The 15,059-nt window shown below is 53.2% G+C and carries 14 protein-coding genes; all 14 read left to right on the plus strand.

What is annotated here, in order from left to right; genetic code table 11:
• The first annotated feature begins 4 nt into the window (after positions 1-4).
• The 14 genes from JNUCC32_RS01710 (at position 5) to JNUCC32_RS01775 (ending at position 15,011) form a co-directional block, all read left to right on the plus strand.
• A complete protein-coding gene (locus tag JNUCC32_RS01710; protein ID WP_192570889.1) occupies positions 5-1,030 on the plus strand; it encodes an SGNH/GDSL hydrolase family protein in 1,026 nt (341 codons plus the stop codon).
• A gap of 427 nt (positions 1,031-1,457) precedes the next feature.
• Positions 1,458-2,132 (plus strand): response regulator transcription factor, encoded by a 675-nt coding sequence (locus JNUCC32_RS01715; protein WP_192570890.1) that lies wholly within the window; start codon positions 1,458-1,460, stop codon positions 2,130-2,132.
• Positions 2,129-3,496, plus strand: coding sequence for a sensor histidine kinase (locus JNUCC32_RS01720; protein WP_192570891.1), 1,368 nt, complete (start codon positions 2,129-2,131; stop codon positions 3,494-3,496). Before JNUCC32_RS01715 ends, JNUCC32_RS01720 begins: the two co-directional genes overlap by 4 nt.
• Before the next feature lie 311 nt (positions 3,497-3,807).
• Positions 3,808-5,898, plus strand: a complete 2,091-nt coding sequence (locus JNUCC32_RS01725) for a BglG family transcription antiterminator (RefSeq protein ID WP_228468861.1) — start codon at positions 3,808-3,810, stop codon at positions 5,896-5,898.
• A gap of 35 nt (positions 5,899-5,933) precedes the next feature.
• Entirely contained in the window at positions 5,934-6,377 is a 444-nt protein-coding gene (locus JNUCC32_RS01730) for a PTS sugar transporter subunit IIA (protein WP_036659685.1), read from the plus strand.
• On the plus strand, positions 6,374-6,637 hold the full coding sequence (locus JNUCC32_RS01735; protein ID WP_009593269.1) for a PTS sugar transporter subunit IIB: 264 nt from the start codon (positions 6,374-6,376) through the stop codon (positions 6,635-6,637). Before JNUCC32_RS01730 ends, JNUCC32_RS01735 begins: the two co-directional genes overlap by 4 nt.
• A gap of 23 nt (positions 6,638-6,660) precedes the next feature.
• The gene (locus JNUCC32_RS01740; RefSeq protein WP_015736907.1) at positions 6,661-7,956 is read left to right on the plus strand and encodes a PTS ascorbate transporter subunit IIC; all 1,296 of its coding nucleotides are present in this window, start codon (positions 6,661-6,663) and stop codon (positions 7,954-7,956) included.
• A gap of 141 nt (positions 7,957-8,097) precedes the next feature.
• Positions 8,098-9,090: a phosphotriesterase family protein gene (locus JNUCC32_RS01745; RefSeq protein ID WP_015736906.1), complete on the plus strand. Its 993-nt coding sequence runs from the start codon at positions 8,098-8,100 to the stop codon at positions 9,088-9,090.
• 14 nt (positions 9,091-9,104) lie between these two features.
• Positions 9,105-9,833 carry a creatininase family protein gene (locus JNUCC32_RS01750; protein WP_096776225.1) on the plus strand — a complete coding sequence of 243 codons (729 nt, stop codon included), beginning with the start codon at positions 9,105-9,107 and terminating at the stop codon, positions 9,831-9,833.
• Between the two features lie 67 nt (positions 9,834-9,900).
• On the plus strand, positions 9,901-10,635 hold the full coding sequence (locus JNUCC32_RS01755; protein WP_036659682.1) for an SIS domain-containing protein: 735 nt from the start codon (positions 9,901-9,903) through the stop codon (positions 10,633-10,635).
• A 105-nt stretch (positions 10,636-10,740) separates the two neighbouring features.
• On the plus strand, positions 10,741-11,010 hold the full coding sequence (locus JNUCC32_RS01760) for an HPr family phosphocarrier protein (protein ID WP_192570892.1): 270 nt from the start codon (positions 10,741-10,743) through the stop codon (positions 11,008-11,010).
• Entirely contained in the window at positions 11,010-12,770 is a 1,761-nt protein-coding gene (gene ptsP, locus JNUCC32_RS01765) for a phosphoenolpyruvate--protein phosphotransferase (RefSeq protein ID WP_192570893.1), read from the plus strand. Before JNUCC32_RS01760 ends, ptsP begins: the two co-directional genes overlap by 1 nt.
• Positions 12,771-12,997: 227 nt before the next feature.
• The gene (locus JNUCC32_RS01770; RefSeq protein ID WP_192570894.1) at positions 12,998-13,831 is read left to right on the plus strand and encodes a helix-turn-helix domain-containing protein; all 834 of its coding nucleotides are present in this window, start codon (positions 12,998-13,000) and stop codon (positions 13,829-13,831) included.
• Between the two features lie 223 nt (positions 13,832-14,054).
• A complete protein-coding gene (locus JNUCC32_RS01775) occupies positions 14,055-15,011 on the plus strand; it encodes a glycoside hydrolase family 43 protein (RefSeq protein WP_192570895.1) in 957 nt (318 codons plus the stop codon).
• Positions 15,012-15,059 lie beyond the last annotated feature (48 nt).

Genomic DNA, 15,059 nt, shown 5'->3' on the forward strand with positions numbered 1-15,059 from the left:
AATTATGTTGGAGTTTAGCTTTGCCGAATTTGCCAGGCTGATGGGGAGATTTGATCTGACCGAGAGAGAGAAGCCGAGATGCGCCTGGGTCAACAGCGCGGTTTTTCTTGCCTTCCGAGGTACGGCCGTCTCGATGACGGCTGAGGATTCCGACGGCCAGGATTACGTTGAAATCGTAGTGGACGGTGTCGCCCGTAATTGGATCAACTTGAAGAAGGGGGTTCATCAATACATAATCGAACAGGGACTGCCGGAGGGTGAACACACTTTAGAGATCCACAAGCGAACGGGAATCCTGACCGGAAGTATAGCATTTCATCAGTTTTCGCTGCCCGACGGCGGAAGCTTCCTTGCCCCGCCCGCGGCAAAACCACTCCGGCTTGAGTACTTCGGGGATTCCATCACGGATGGGGCAGGGATCGGCCATCCGCATGTGCTCGCTGAAGCTCCGCATCTTGACGACGGATACATGTCCTATGTCGGAATCAGCGGCAGAATGTTGAATGCGGAATATCATACGATGGCCATTTGCGGGATCGGCGTTTGGCAGGATGCGGTAGGGAACAAGCAAGGATTGCCGGAACATTTTTCGGGGACCCTCGGCAAAGGGACGGCGCCATGGGACTTTTCTCGGTATACTCCTGATGGAGTCGTCATTAATTTGGGCCAGAACGATTATTCGACGCCAATTGATGATGAGGCGTATATTGCCGCTTATATTGAATTCATCCAGGTTATCCTGGAAAAGTATAACGATCCCTACGTCTTTTGTTGTGTTGGAACCATGAATAACAACTATCTTGCCAGCGTGAATAAGGTCGTCTCCTATTTCAGTCAAAGCGGAAACGGGAAGGTATTCGTGGTTGATCTGGGGTTGATTCATCCGGAGGTGGAAGGATGGGGCGGCCGATATCATCCCGGCTATCAGACGCATTACCGAATGGGCTTGGAGCTTGCCTCTTTTATATCCGCCAAGACTGGTTGGGAATTGCTTAAGCGTCCGTTGATCGCCACGGAATGCGTGTTTTGAAATCGTCCTGCAGCGGATCGGATGCCAACCAAAAACATCGCAAAACGAATTGGTAGAAAAAGTCGGCCTGAATTGGCCGACTTTTTTGGTATGCCGTAGAGGGGGCTATGCACATGGTTTGTTCATGTTCCGTTCATATTGATGTCACTGGCAGTTCATCTTCCTTGATTAAACTTGGTTAAGCATCACTCGATAGCTTTCCCATTTCGAGGCTCGAGATTTCATTTGCTGGCTAAGAATAAGGGCTGGAGTCAAGGGATTGGACGAAAAAAAGCCGCGGAATGCGCGGCCTTTTTTAGCGTAGGCTAGAATGCAAATTAGACGCACAATTGCCGCACCATTTGAACCAATCCCCATAACCCTTGTATATAGAATAGTATATAGTTATTACACAATATGGGATGGAAATGAAAGAAAGAGGGAATCTATGCCTACTATACTGGTTGCTGACGACGACGCGAACATTCGCGAACTCGTCTGTTTATTTCTACGCAATGACGGATTCACCACAGTCGAGGCGGCTGACGGCAAGGAAGCGCTCAGCGTCTATGGCTCGACGCCCGTCGATCTTGTCGTGCTTGATATTATGATGCCGATGATGGATGGCTGGACGTTATGCAAGGAGCTTCGAAGAGCCAATCCGGATTTGCCGCTGCTTATGCTGACGGCGAGAGGAGAAACCTGGGAAAAAGTAAAGGGTTTCGAGCTTGGGACGGACGACTATTTAACGAAACCATTCGATCCGTTGGAGTTGACGGTCCGCGTTAAGGCATTGCTGAAACGATATCGGATCGGCTCCACGCAGACGATCCAGTTCGGCAACGTCATTCTCGACAGGCAGACCTATAAGGTGAGCAGCGGGGCGGAGACGTTCACGCTGCCGCTCAAAGAGTTCGAATTGCTGTACAAGCTCGCTGGGACACCCGGACAAGTCTATACACGCGAGCAGCTGATCGATCAGATTTGGGGAATCGACTACGCAGGAGATGATCGAACGGTGGATGTGCATATTAAACGTCTTCGCGAAAGGTTCGCAACGACGACGGATTTCCGGATCGAAACGGTGCGCGGGCTGGGGTACCGGCTCGAGGTCTATGAATGATCAGATCCTTATATATTCGAGTAGTCCTGACGTTTCTAGTGTCCGTCATCGGGGGCACGATCCTTTCGTTTTTTATGTCTACTTGGATGTTCAAGGAACAATTGAACGAGAACGCGCAAATCAACTTACGCAACTTCGGTCAAGACGTCGTCCGGATATACAAGACACTGCCGTTACGCGAAGCCGACTTGTTCGTTAGTGAAATGAAGCAGCTCGATTCCTATTATATCCGCATCTACGAAGCGGCGGGCCAGTTCCAGGCTTACGGCAAGCTTAACGGACACAAGCCTGCTGAAGTAACGATGGATAAACTACAGCAAGTAATCGAAGGAGGCGTTGTTCAAGACACGCAGAAAGGCATTGCTACGGTGCTTTTAGGGCTGCCGTTGAAAACGGAAACGGGAACGAAAGCGATGTTCCTGGAAATGCTCGCCCCTCCTTCTGCCTCTTTTGTCGTCAAATGGGGATCGATCTTTGCTACCAGTTCGTTGATTACAGGGAGTTTATTGATCCTGATTGCCTCCATCTACTTGGTAAGGCCGATCAAAAAGCTGACAAAAGCGACCCGACGCATTGCAGCCGGAGATTTCAGCGTCAAGCTGAATATTAAGCAAACAAGCGAGCTGGGTACACTGGCTCGCAGCTTTGAAGACATGATGCACGAGCTCCAGCAGTTGGAGCAGCTGCGCAGGGAATTCGTAACGAACGTGTCGCACGAGGTGCAATCGCCGCTCACCTCGATTTCCGGGTATGCTCAAGCGCTGAAGCAGGTAAATCTCTCGGATGACGAGCGAAGACGTTATCTGGATATTATCATCGCTGAAGCGAAGCGAATGTCCAAAATGAGCGACAACCTGCTCAAGCTGAGTTTGCTTGAATCCCAGTCACAGCAGCTGGGGCTCAGCACGCTCAGCCTGGATGAACAGATCAGACGGGTCATCGTGGCGCTCCAGCCGCAATGGGCTGCCCGCAGCATTCAGTTTGAGCTTGATTTGCAGCCCGTTAAAGTTACGGCCGATCATGATCAATTAAACCAGGTATGGACGAACATCATTGGCAACAGCATCAAATTCTCAAAGGATGGCGGCGTGATTAACGTCAGCATCAAACAAGACATGAATAACGTGACCGTCCGAATATCCGATACGGGCATAGGGATTTCCCCGGAGGATCAGAAGCGCATATTCGAACGTTTCTTTAAAACCGACCGTTCCCGCAGTCGTAAATATGAGGGCAGCGGCATGGGACTCGCCATTGTTAAGCAGATCGTATCGCTTCATCAAGCCGATATCCGAGTGGAAAGCGAACCTGGCCAAGGAACGACCTTCATCGTCACCTTGCCAATCATGACGCCGGCGAATTAGTTAGATTCTGTGGGGATCGATCCGCAAACACCGATGATGACCGGTTCGTGAAAACTGACCGTGCCGAATGAAAGGATGCGATTTTTGCCAAGTCACGATGACCAGGGCAGTCGCAAAGTTGAACCATATCTTATACAGGCCATGGGGCCTGTTTTTTTTGTCCATTTCACTAGAGTACATTTTTGCACAAATCGGGCTCCATGAATTGAACTGTCCTTGAACAATTGCCTATAGGTATAATCAAATTGCAAAAAGCACGAAACTAACGGCAAAGGAGTTGATGCCGTATTCTGGATGAACGCAGTACCAAGATGTTGACGCTGCTCCATGAGGCAGCCGATTATGTATCGCTGGAAGAACTGATGCAGAAGCTCGGCATCTCCAGACGAACCGTTTACTATGATATGGACAAAATAAACGACTGGTTGAAAGCGGTTCAACTTCCATCGGTCCAATATGTCAGGACAGCAGGCTACTATTTGCCTGAAGAAAGCCGGGCGGGGCTTCCGCAGTTGAATGAAAAGCCCCATGCACAGCAGTATTATTTGTCTCCGCGCGAAAGGCTGGCCTGGATGTCGCTCTACCTGCTGTCGGCGGAGAGTCCGCTCTTCGTTCACCATCTGACCGAACTTCTCCAGGTTAGCCGCGGCACCGTGCTCAAGGATTTGAACATGGTCCGCTCGGAGATGAAGTCCGTAAAACTCAAGGTAACCTACGACCGTAAGCGGGGGTACGGCGTACACGGGGAGGAGCGGGACAAGCGGAAGACACTGAGCCATTACTTCGGGCAGATTTTCGGTCATGCGGGCTGGGAACAGGCATTCAACCTGAACCCGGAATCGGGAATTCCCGATCTCGCCCCACTCCTGTTTCCGCCTATGGAAGAGGGAGGTTTGGAGCAAGTCTATCGCCTGATCTCGGATAGCGAGATCACGCTGGGCGTAGATTTGACGGATGAGATGCTGTTTCATCTGACCGCCCGCTTCCTGTTGTATGTAAGACGGATTCAAACCGCGCAATGGGTCTCGATCGACGATGATGAACGAAGCGTTCTGCGGAGGACGCCAGAGTATGAAGCTGCCGCGCGTATTGCGGAAGGTCTCGGGCAAATGTTCGGCGTTTCCGTTCCGGATGATGAAGTCTGCTACTTCGCGATGCATCTGCTGGGGGCGAGAGTCAATCGGATGGAACAGATGACGGGTTCCGAAGAAGTGCTGAAGCAGCTTCGGAACGTGACGACGGAGATGACCGACCATTTTCAACGGTATGCCTGCGTATTTCTGCCGAACCGGGAAGCCATGGAGGAGAATCTGCTGGTCCACTTGAAACCGGCTTATTACCGGATCTTGTATGGTCTCAGCCTGGAAAATCCGCTGCTCGAAAATATCCGTTCCAAGTACGGGGAAGTATTCGAGCTTACCCGCCGTTCCGCCGCACCGTTCGAGCAGTTGGTTGGACGTAAACTTGACGATCACGAGATCGGATACCTCGCCATGCACTTCGGCGGTTGGCTGCGCAGAGAGAATACGAAGCCGGCCGTAAGGCGGCAGGCCGCCATCGTCTGCGTGAACGGCATTTCCGCATCGCGGATGCTGAAATCGCAGCTGGAGAACCTGTTCTCGGCAGTGGACATCACAGCCGTATTGTCGCTCCGCGATTATGAGTCGTTTCGCGAAGAAGATGTCGATTTTATATTCTCGACGGTACCGCTCCCGGACAGCAAAGTGCCCGTTCTCCTGGTGAATCCGATTCTAAGCGATAAGGATAAGGAGCATTTGCTGAACCAAATCAACATGGTTTCCGGACGCAAATCAAGAACCCAGGCCAACACGGTACAAGCGCTGCTGGACATCGTCCATAAATACGCGGCGGTAAGGGATGAAGCCGGACTTGCGGAGGAGCTTAACCGCTACATGTCCTTAGGGAAAACTTGGCTCAGCGAGGCTCGGAAGCCATCTCTGACGGATCTGCTCACCGGGCAAATGATTCGGATGAACAGAGAAGCGGCAGATTGGCGGAGCGCCATACGCGAAGCCTCCGAACCGCTGCTGAAGGATGGACGCATCGAAGAGGCTTACATTGATGCGATGATCTCCAAAGTGGAAGCGCTCGGCCCTTACATTGTCGTAGCACCTGGCATCGCCATCGCGCACGGCAAGCCGCAGGATGGAGTCCGGCAGCTTGGGATCAGTCTGCTCCGGCTGGAGCAGCCCGTCGCCTTCTCGGAGGAAGCGCGCCACCAGGTGCAGATCATTCTGGTCCTGGCGGCGATTGACGGCGAATCCCACCTGAAAGCACTGTCGGAGCTGACGCTCCTGCTGAGAGATAAGGAAAACCTGATCCGACTGAAAGAGGCCAGGACGAAAGAACAGATACTTCAACAATTACAAACCGGTCCTTAGCACCGAACAGAATACCGGATTTGGGAGAGATGAGAATGAAATTTTTGGAACCGTCACTAATTGCCTTGGATGTTGAGGCCGAGACGGCGGAAGAAGCGATCCGTTTGGCAGGGGCGCTGCTGGCGAATGCCGGAGCGGCGGAAGAACGTTATGCCGATGCCATGGTGGAATCGTATCGTGACAAAGGGCCGTACTTTGTTCTTGCGCCGCACATCGCCCTACCGCATGCCCGTGCGGAGGACGGGGTGAGGGAAGCCTCCGTCTCGCTGCTTCGATTGAAGACACCCGTCGTTTTTGGCCATGCCGCCAATGACCCGGTCCAGCTTGTATTCGCGCTCGGCGGCTCCTCAAGCTCGGAGCACATCGCCATGCTGCGCAAGCTGACGACATTGCTCAGCAATCCGGACAACGTGGAGCTATTCAAGCAGGCATCTGATGTAGAGTCAATCCAACAACTAATTAGGGGGAACGAACAATGAAAATTTTATGCGTATGCGGTTTAGGACAAGGAACCAGCTTGATTCTGAGAATGAATGTGGAGAATGTGCTGAACGGCATGGGAGTAAACGCCGACGTGGAGCACACGGACGTTTCGACGGCATCGGGAACCGCAGCCGATTATATCATTACAAGCAACGAGCTGGCACAAAGCCTGCAAGGGCATGAAGCCAAGGTCGTTATCGTCAACAACTATTTTGACAACGACGAGATCAAACAGAAGCTGGAAGAAGTGCTGTAAACCATTAGAAAGGAAGAGGGCTTATGGACGTACTTTTTTGGATCGCTACCAACATTTTTGGAACGCCGGCCATTCTGCTCGGGTTTATCGTTCTGATCGGCCTGCTGCTGCAGAAGAAATCAACGAGTCAGCTCGTAAGCGGCACCTTTAAAGCGATCATCGGCTTCCTCATCATCGGCGCAGGCTCTGACGTTATCGTAAAAGCCTTGAACGTATTCGAGCCGATGTGGAAAGAAGTCTTCGGATTGGAAAGCGGATCCCTCGGTACCTTTATGGGGCAGGAGGCATTCAATTCCAAATTCGGCAGCGCCGTTACGCTTGCCATGCTCATCGGCTTTCTGATCAACGTTCTGCTGGCACGCTTTACCCGGTTTAAATTTATTTATCTGACCGGGCACATGATGTTCTGGACGTCGACCGTTTTTGCGGGCGTCATCGTCCATGCGTCCAGCGGAATTCCGATCTGGAAGCTGGTACTGATGATCGCCGTGGTTCTTGGGGTGTACTGGACGTTCCAGCCGGCGCTGGTTCAGCCGTTCCTGCGTAAAATCACGGGCAACGATAACATTGCGCTTGGACACACGTCGGCTTCGGTTGCGCTATTGGCTGCCTTGTTCGGCAAATTGCTCGGCAACAAAAACAACGATTCCGAGAAAATCAAAGTACCGAAAGGCTTCGAATTTCTTCGCGATTCCAACGTCATCACGGCGCTCAGCATGGGCGTGTTATTCCTGATCGGGGCCATTATTCTCTCGACGAAGGGCACGCCGGCTGCGGCAGAACTGATGAAACAATCGGGTGACCAGAACTTTATCATCTATTCCATTATCCAATCGTTCACGTTCGCAGGCGGAATCGCCATCGTTCTGATGGGGGTCCGGATGTTTGTCGGCGAGCTGGTGCCGGCCTTCAACGGGATTGCTACCAAACTCGTGCCAGGCGCCAAACCGGCTCTGGATGCGCCAGTCGTATACCCTTACGCGCCGAATGCGGTGGTGCTTGGCTTCCTGGGAGCTTTCGGTGGCGCGATTATCTGGCTGCTCGTACTGGGCAACACCGTTTCTTACATCTTTGTGCCGACGATGATCGTTCTATTCTTCCACGGCGCTACGGCAGGGGTGTTCGGGAACTCGACAGGCGGTGTCCGCGGTGCCGTGATCGGCGGCTTCATCACGTCAACCGTAGTCGCTTGGGGTCAGTTCCTGATGGTCCGCTTCTTTATCGCCTCGACGGTGCCGGATACGGCCATGTGGGCTGCCGATTCCGACATGTTCATCATCGGACCGATTCTGCACTTCCTGGCGAAACTGTTCTTTTAGAGGTTAAACAAAAAAGTCGGCTTTGGATCACGAGATAGATCAGAAAGCGGTCTAAGGCGTTGAGAGAAGCCGGCTTTTTTGAACATGCACTTTTATGAAATGGTCAGGTTCTTAATTTATAGAGAGTGGAGGAGAAACGATATGGGCTTTATCCGTACCTTGCATGGAGATATCAGCAAAGAGGAATTGGGCTTTACGTATTCCCATGAACATATCGTATGCCGTCCGGCCTACTGGCAGGAACGGGGAGTGGACGATTTGCTGCTGGATGATAAAGAGAAGTCCAAGCGCGACGTTCTGGATTTCAAACAACACGGCGGATGCTCCATCGTGGATGCTACAGCCGTCGATTATGGACGGGATGTTCAAGCGGTGCAGGAAATCGCGCTTGAAACCGGCATTCGCATTGTAGGAACGGCGGGCTTCAATAAAAGCTTCCTGTGGGATGCCAAAATCAAAGAGGAGCTGAAGCCGCTGATCGGCGATTATGAGAGTTATGCGCAGTGGATCGAGGCCAAAAGCATCAACGAGCTGGCGGATTTCGTCATCCGGGAGGTGGAAGAAGGGCTGGAAGGCACGCCATTCAAAGCAGGCCAGGTTAAGTTCGGGACAGGCTATAACCGCATCACGCCGCTGGAGGAGAAGACGCTGCGCGCTGTAGCCCGCGCTCATCACGAAACAAAAGCCCCTATCCACTCCCATACGGAAGTCGGCACCATGGCGCTGGAGCAAATCGAACTCCTAAAAAGCGAAGGCGTGGATCTATCCTACTTGAGTTTAGGGCATATGGACCGGAACCCCGACCCGTATTACCATGAGCAAATCGCCGCAACCGGAGCCTACATGAGCTTTGACGGTATCGGCAAAATCAAGTATGCGCCGGAAAGCACCCGCATCTCGCTGATTCTGGAGCTTGTCCGAAAAGGCTATGAGGATCAGATTCTCATCAGCGGAGATACCGCCCGTAAAACCTACTACAAGCATTACGATTACGGTCTCGGGCTGGAGTACATTATTTCCAAATGGGTGCCGCGCTTTGTAGACGAAGCGAATCGCAGCGGCTTTGACGGCCGGAAGCTGGTGGAGAAATTTTTCGTAAGCAATCCGGCTGACTGCTTCTCATTCAAAAAGTAAGGGGGCTTAGCGTCATGAAATTCGAACTCGAGAATTCGGTTGAGGTGGAGGAGAAAATCCGCAAACTCGGCGCGGCCATACTTCCAATCGGGGCCGTTGAAGCGCATGGTCCCCATCTGCCCCTGGGCACGGATAACCTGCTTGCGTCCAGGCTCGCGGACAAATTGGCGGAACGGACGGACAGCTTCGTTCTGCCGACCCTTCCTTATGGTCAAGTGTGGAGTCTGCGCAATTTTCCGGGAAGCATCAACGTGTCGAACGAAGCGCTCATCCGGCTGCTTGCCGATATCGGCGAGAGTATATATCATCAGGGATTCCGCATCTTCATCATGGTCAACGGCCATCTCGGCAATGCGGTTGCGCTGAAGGAAGCGGCGAGAATTTTATACGAACGGGTACCCGAATTGAAGGTGTTCTACTTCTTTTATCCAGGCACGAAGGAAATCACGGCGGAGGTACGCGAGGCTTCGGCCGCTCACGGCAGCTACATGCATGCCGATGAAATCGAGACCTCCTACATGCTGTATCTTGCGGGCGAATACGTGGACATGAGCAAGGCGATCGACGGCGCTCCGCAGATCCCGATTGAAGCGGACTTCACGCCTACACCCTGGGAGGAAATGACGGCTTCCGCGGTGCTTGGAGATGCAACGTTGGCAACGAGGGAGAAGGGAGAGCGGATTATCGAGCGAAGCCTGGAAGTCATGGCCGACATGGTACTCCGGGCGAAAAAAGCGATATGAACCCGTTCACTCGCGGAAGAATAACAGAAATCTATACAAATACAGGAACCACGAGGTGAAAGCGATGATGATGGACACCTATTTTGATGTGATTGGCGGGTTGTTTGACAAAGTACGAGCGGAGCAGGCCAAGTCGATACGTGAAGCGGCGGAAAAGGTGGCGGCCTGTATTCAGCAGGGCGGCATTATTCATCTGTTCGGCTGCGGGCATTCGCATATATTGACCGAGGAAGTCTTCTACCGGGCAGGCGGACTCGTACCGATCCGTCCGATTCTCATAGAGAAGCTGATGCTGCATGAAGGCGCGGTACGTTCGTCCGAGCTGGAAAGACAAAACGATCTTGCCGTCGAATTCATGAGCAAGCAGGACATCCGCAAGGGAGAGGTCGTATTCGTCCTGTCCACCTCGGGCCGCAATCCGGTTCCCGTGGATGTCGCTTTGATGGCGAAGGAGAAGGGGGCCTTCACCGTAGGCATTACCTCACTGGAATATTCCAAAAGCATGCCGTCCCGGCACAGCAGCGGCAAGCATCTGGCGGATGCCGTGGATCTGGTGATCGACAATTTCTCGGTCAAGGGCGATGCGGTATTGAGCCATCCCGGCCTTCAGGTCCCCTTTACCCCGAGCTCGACAGTGATCGGAGCCTTGATTTTGAACGCCCTGTTCGCCGAATCCATTGAGATTATGATTGAGCAAGGCTTTAACCCCCCTGTATTTCTTAGCGGAAATATCGACGGCTCCGATGAGCACAACCAAGCGCTGGTCGAGGCGTATAAAGGCCGGATAACCTTACTGGCCTGACAAGGGTCGAACGGATGAACGGCAGGAAACAACAGAGAAACCGCAACTTTACGTTTCAGTAAGTAACAGCCCCGGGCTGGCGGTTACAGGATGAGGAGGAAAGACATGTTCGCACAAACGGTAACCATACAGAATGAGCAGGGCTTTCATGTACGTCCGGCTCAGCTATTCTCGGAAAAAGCAGGACAATTTGGAGCAGAGGTTCGTCTGAAGACAAACGAAGGACGCTCGGCGGACGGCAAGAGCATGCTGGAGCTGATGACGCTCGGCGTTGAACAAGGAGCCGTCGTGACCATCGAAGCCAACGGAGACTGTGAGCAAGAAGTCGTCGAAGCCCTGATACAGCTCGTCGAAAGCAAGTTTGGTGAAGCCTGATGAATAGGCTGGATATTCAAGGAATCGGCGTATCGGAGGGTATCCGGATTGCAAAGGCCTATATCTACAAATCTTCGGCGGGGGCCAGCGGCCAAAGCAGCCCCGAAGGGAATTATATTCCCGATACCTCGGCTGCGATCCAAGACGAGCTTCATAAGCTTCGCGAAGCCAAAGCGGGCTGCACCGAGCAAATGGAGAAGCTGATTGAGAAAGCGAAGGAAGCGGTAGGCGAAGAGCAAGCCGGCATTCTTGCGGGACACCGAAAGCTGCTGGACGATCCGGCTTTCTACCCGAAGATGGAGGCGCGGATCCGGGAGAAATTGGAGACGGCCCCAAGGGCCGTTGCCGAGGTTGTCAACCAAGTCGCTTCCATGTTTGAAGGCATGAGCAATGATTATATGAAAGAGCGCGCGACCGACATCCGCGATATCGGCGGCCGTCTTCTCGCCTGTCTGTCGCCTGGGCAATCGCAGGGACTTGCCGGAATCACCGAGCCGGTGATTCTCGTTGCCGACGATTTGACGCCTTCGGATACGGTGCAGCTGGACCCTGCCTTGGTGGTCGGCTTTATCACCCGTACCGGAGGAGCAACCTCGCATACTGCGATTCTCGCGCGGTCGCTCGGCATTGCCGCTGTCGTCGGCGCGGGAGACGGGATCGACGGCATCGAGGACGGCGATCTGCTCGTCCTCGACGGATCAGCCGGGCTGTGCCTCGCCCGGCCGGAAGCGGCGGAGGCGGAGCAGCATCGGCTCCGCATGCAGCAGGACCTCGAGCGCAGGCAGTCGCTCGAGGAATACACCGCGCGTCCGGCGGTGACCGCCGACGGTACGCGCGTGGAGCTCGCGGCGAACATCGGCAGCGCCGCGGAAGCCGAGGCCGCCGTCCGGCAGGGCGCGGACGGCGTGGGTCTGTTCCGCACGGAGTTCCTGTTCATGAACGCCGCGGCCATGCCGGGCGAGGAGGAGCAGTTCCGTGCGTACCAGGAAGCGGCCCGGCAGATGGAGGGCCGCCCCGTGATCATCCGCACGATGGACATCGGCGGAGATAAGGAGCTTCCGTACCTGCAGCTGCCAAAGGAAACGAATCCCTTCCTGGGTTACCGTGCAATACGGGTAGGGCTTGTCCGCCAGGAGCTGCTGCGCACGCAGCTGCGGGCCGTGCTGCGGGCCAGCGCCTTCGGTACCGTGAAGGTCATGTTCCCGATGATCTCCGGTTTGCAAGAATGGAGGCAGGCGAGATCCATCCTGGCGGAAGTGCAGGGTGAATTGAGGGAGGAGGGCGTACCGTTCGACGAGAAGATGGAAGTCGGCATTATGGTCGAGATTCCCTCCACGGCCGTGTTGGCAGGACTTTTCGCGGACGAAGTCGATTTCTTCAGCATCGGTACGAATGATCTCGTTCAGTACACGGTTGCCGCGGATCGCATGAACGAACACGTAGCGCACCTGTACGATTATTTCCATCCCGCCGTGCTTCAGCTCATCCGCACGGTGATCGATGCTTCCCATAAGGCCGGTAAATGGACCGGCATGTGCGGCAGCATGGCGGGCGACCCGTTGGCCGCGCCGCTCTTGCTCGGTCTGGGACTTGACGAATGGAGCATGGAGGCTGGCAGACTCAGCCCGATCAAGGAAAGGCTCGAAGGATTGGAGCGAGCGGAATGCCGCGATCTGGCGGAACGCATTCTTCGCCTGGACACGCCCCAAGCCGTTCGTCAGGAGCTGGAGGCATTTTGCAGCGCTAAGATTCCCTGCTGATTCGTCTTCGAGAATTTCATAGCGAAGCGATTTCGTTCGCGGCTCCGCAAGAAGAAAACCCTTGATGAATCATCAAGGGTTTTTAGTCTTATTCATTTCAATGTTTCACACCAAGCCATGTCAGAACAACCAGGGTACCTCGATATGTATTGACCAGGTTCGGAGGACTTCATAGAATGAATAGAGAAGGACTGCCTATTAGAAGCCTCATAGAAAGAGGATGGAACATGGAAAACAGTGAAAAGAGCTTTGTGATCAGTATGGAGCGCTTTAAGCCCCACACCTTTCAGGCCGAGCAGGGAGAGGGCCTCTTCCAGTCACATGCCCATGAATACGATGAGCTGACGCTGGTATTGGATGGGGAAGGGTACTACAGCTCTTCTGAACAGAATATCAAGGTAGCTGCCGGCGATCTTATCCTGATACCTGCCCGGCTTCATCACGGCTTCGTTTGTACGAGGCCTTGGCAGGGGATATCCGTTCATTTCTTCCACGATAGGCTTCCGGTCCATTGCCAATACCTCTTTCATGAAATAGAGTCCAAACCACATCGGATCCGGAGCGCCCATCTTCACGAAGATGATATGCGGTGGGCGGAAATCAGTTTTTTTCAGCTGGAGAAAGAATGGAATTCCAAGAGGCAAGACATCGATGCCTACAACATGATGCGGATTGCCTTTGAGACAACCTTGCTGATATTCCAGCGTAACAGGGAAACGTCGATGCCGACGGCAGGTACCGATCAAGTCGTATTGGAAGCGATATTAAAAGAAATTCATAGCAGATATCATACACAAATTACGGTTAACGAGCTCGCAGCTCGCCATTTTATTTCCGAAAGCAATCTCCGCAGGAAGTTCTCGGAATCCTTCGGCGTCTCGCCAAAGCAGTATATCATCAACCTTCGTTTGATGGAGGCTAAACGGCTGTTGCGACAAACCGATAAGGCGATCGAATCGATCTCCGCCGAGGTGGGCTTTACCTCTTCCAGTCGGTTTTATGAGTTCTTTACGAAATCGAATGGAGCCACACCGCTTGAATGGCGTAAGCAGAATCCATGAATCGAATCGTTTATGAGGACCGTCCGTCAGGGCGGCCCTTTTCTTTTTCGACCGTCGAAAACGATTCGGTATTGCTTTATTTTGCATATATACTAAAGCGTTTTCATAATTGTTTGCCCAGAATTCGTCCCTGATAATTAATGGAAGTAAGAAATAAACCGAAGGGGGGACTTCGCTGAAGGCTTTACCTTGACTGGAATGAAGGGATAAAAGGAGAGAGAGCATGTCAAATCGCACAACGACGTTTAGCAATCCAATCGTAGCAAACGCAGCCGATCCTTGGGTGCTGAAGCACACGGATGGCTATTATTACTTTATGTCCACGCAGCCGGGTCGCCTGGAACTTACCCGATCCTCCACCTTGACCGGACTTGCAGAGGGCCGAAGGAAGACCATATGGTCTCCGGAACCGGGAGGTCCCTACAGCTATAACTTGTGGGCACCGGAAATACACGATCTGAATGACAAATGGTACATCTACTATACGGCTAACGATGGCGGAGGAGACGAATCGCGGGGGCTATGCGTGCTGGAGAACGAACATAGCGATCCGCTCGAAGGCGAATGGGTTTGGAAAGGGGCGATGAAGACTCCCGTTCCGGGCTTGGACGGCACCGTGATGACGGTACGGAATCGGCTTTATTTTCTATATGCCGGATACGGACATTTTCCCGAATACGGATCTGCTATTTATATTGCGCAAATGGCTAATCCTTGGACATTGACCGGGGAACACCGCTTGCTAACGGCTCCAACGCTTACGTGGGAAAAACAAGGCGGAATGGCCATTAATGAAGGTCCCGTCACGCTGCATAGGAACGGCCGCATTTTTCTGGTTTATTCCGCCAGCACGACCTGGTCCGAGGATTATGCCCTGGGAATGTTGACGATGGATGAAGATGCCGATCCGATGGATCCGGCTTCATGGCAAAAGTCGTTGGAGCCTGTATTTCGCAAAAGTATAGAGAACGGAGTCTATGCGACCGGCCACAACAGCTTTACGAGGTCTCCGGATGATCAAGAGGACTGGATCGTCTTCCATGCGCTTCCTTCAGCCGACGCCGATGCGAGCATCCGCTCGACGCGCATACAGAAATTCGGCTGGAAACTTGATGGTACGCCTGATTTCGGGGTTCCTTGGAGCGATGCGCATCATCTGCCCGTGCCATCGGGGGAGTAATCAATGAACGCCTTTAAACAGGTTTGCATATGAAATGATCCATTATCT

Source organism: Paenibacillus sp. JNUCC32 (assembly GCF_014863545.1).
GTDB lineage: Bacteria > Bacillota > Bacilli > Paenibacillales > Paenibacillaceae > Paenibacillus_AQ > Paenibacillus_AQ lautus_A.

Coding starts and splice junctions, on each gene's coding strand:
- JNUCC32_RS01740 (WP_015736907.1), top strand. CDS start 6,661: ATGGACGTACTTTTTTGGATCGCTACCAACATTTTTGGAACGCCGGCC.
- JNUCC32_RS01720 (WP_192570891.1), top strand. CDS start 2,129: ATGATCAGATCCTTATATATTCGAGTAGTCCTGACGTTTCTAGTGTCC.
- ptsP (WP_192570893.1), top strand. CDS start 11,010: ATGAATAGGCTGGATATTCAAGGAATCGGCGTATCGGAGGGTATCCGG.
- JNUCC32_RS01775 (WP_192570895.1), top strand. CDS start 14,055: ATGTCAAATCGCACAACGACGTTTAGCAATCCAATCGTAGCAAACGCA.
- JNUCC32_RS01760 (WP_192570892.1), top strand. CDS start 10,741: ATGTTCGCACAAACGGTAACCATACAGAATGAGCAGGGCTTTCATGTA.
- JNUCC32_RS01735 (WP_009593269.1), top strand. CDS start 6,374: ATGAAAATTTTATGCGTATGCGGTTTAGGACAAGGAACCAGCTTGATT.
- JNUCC32_RS01770 (WP_192570894.1), top strand. CDS start 12,998: ATGGAAAACAGTGAAAAGAGCTTTGTGATCAGTATGGAGCGCTTTAAG.
- JNUCC32_RS01730 (WP_036659685.1), top strand. CDS start 5,934: ATGAAATTTTTGGAACCGTCACTAATTGCCTTGGATGTTGAGGCCGAG.
- JNUCC32_RS01755 (WP_036659682.1), top strand. CDS start 9,901: ATGATGGACACCTATTTTGATGTGATTGGCGGGTTGTTTGACAAAGTA.
- JNUCC32_RS01745 (WP_015736906.1), top strand. CDS start 8,098: ATGGGCTTTATCCGTACCTTGCATGGAGATATCAGCAAAGAGGAATTG.
- JNUCC32_RS01750 (WP_096776225.1), top strand. CDS start 9,105: ATGAAATTCGAACTCGAGAATTCGGTTGAGGTGGAGGAGAAAATCCGC.
- JNUCC32_RS01725 (WP_228468861.1), top strand. CDS start 3,808: ATGTTGACGCTGCTCCATGAGGCAGCCGATTATGTATCGCTGGAAGAA.
- JNUCC32_RS01710 (WP_192570889.1), top strand. CDS start 5: ATGTTGGAGTTTAGCTTTGCCGAATTTGCCAGGCTGATGGGGAGATTT.
- JNUCC32_RS01715 (WP_192570890.1), top strand. CDS start 1,458: ATGCCTACTATACTGGTTGCTGACGACGACGCGAACATTCGCGAACTC.